A 465-nucleotide genomic window follows, 5' to 3' on the forward strand; every position below is an offset into this window, starting at 1 on the left:
TTCTTTTATAATCTCAAAAGAGAGGGAGAAATTAATGTGTTACTTGATATTATTCGAAAAACTTATATCTTTAGAAAAATTTCGTTATATATTTTCACTTCACTTATTAAGCAATTTGTTAGAGTAAACAAATCATTTGAAGTTCATATCGCAAATTGTAATGAAGGAGGTGCAACTGTAAGTGGAGAAAAGTTTAATATCTGATGGTTTTTATGAGTTTATTTTTAAAAAAATGAGATGTTTTTTCATATATAAAATCCAAGCCAAACTCACGCCGCGCCTCCTCATAGTTATAAAAAACATCTCCATGCCAAACACGCTCTTTCACTAATCAAGCTAAGAAATAAACCTCCGCTTCCTTTATACCGTGTTTAATAATCTCATGCAAATAAAAAGCTTCGTAACCCCCTATTTAACAACTAAATTACTCAAACGTGATTCAAAATTGATTGTAACCAAAAGAAG

General features: G+C 29.9%; 1 protein-coding gene. It reads left to right on the plus strand.

The window, feature by feature from the left end; translation table 11 throughout:
• Positions 1–204: hypothetical protein (locus J7R05_RS07950; RefSeq protein ID WP_208541843.1), on the plus strand; the 204-nt coding region annotated here is incomplete at its 5' end.
• Positions 205–465: the final 261 nt, after the last annotated feature.

Source organism: Bartonella capreoli (genome assembly GCF_902813205.1).
Classification (GTDB): Bacteria; Pseudomonadota; Alphaproteobacteria; order Rhizobiales; family Rhizobiaceae; genus Bartonella; species Bartonella schoenbuchensis.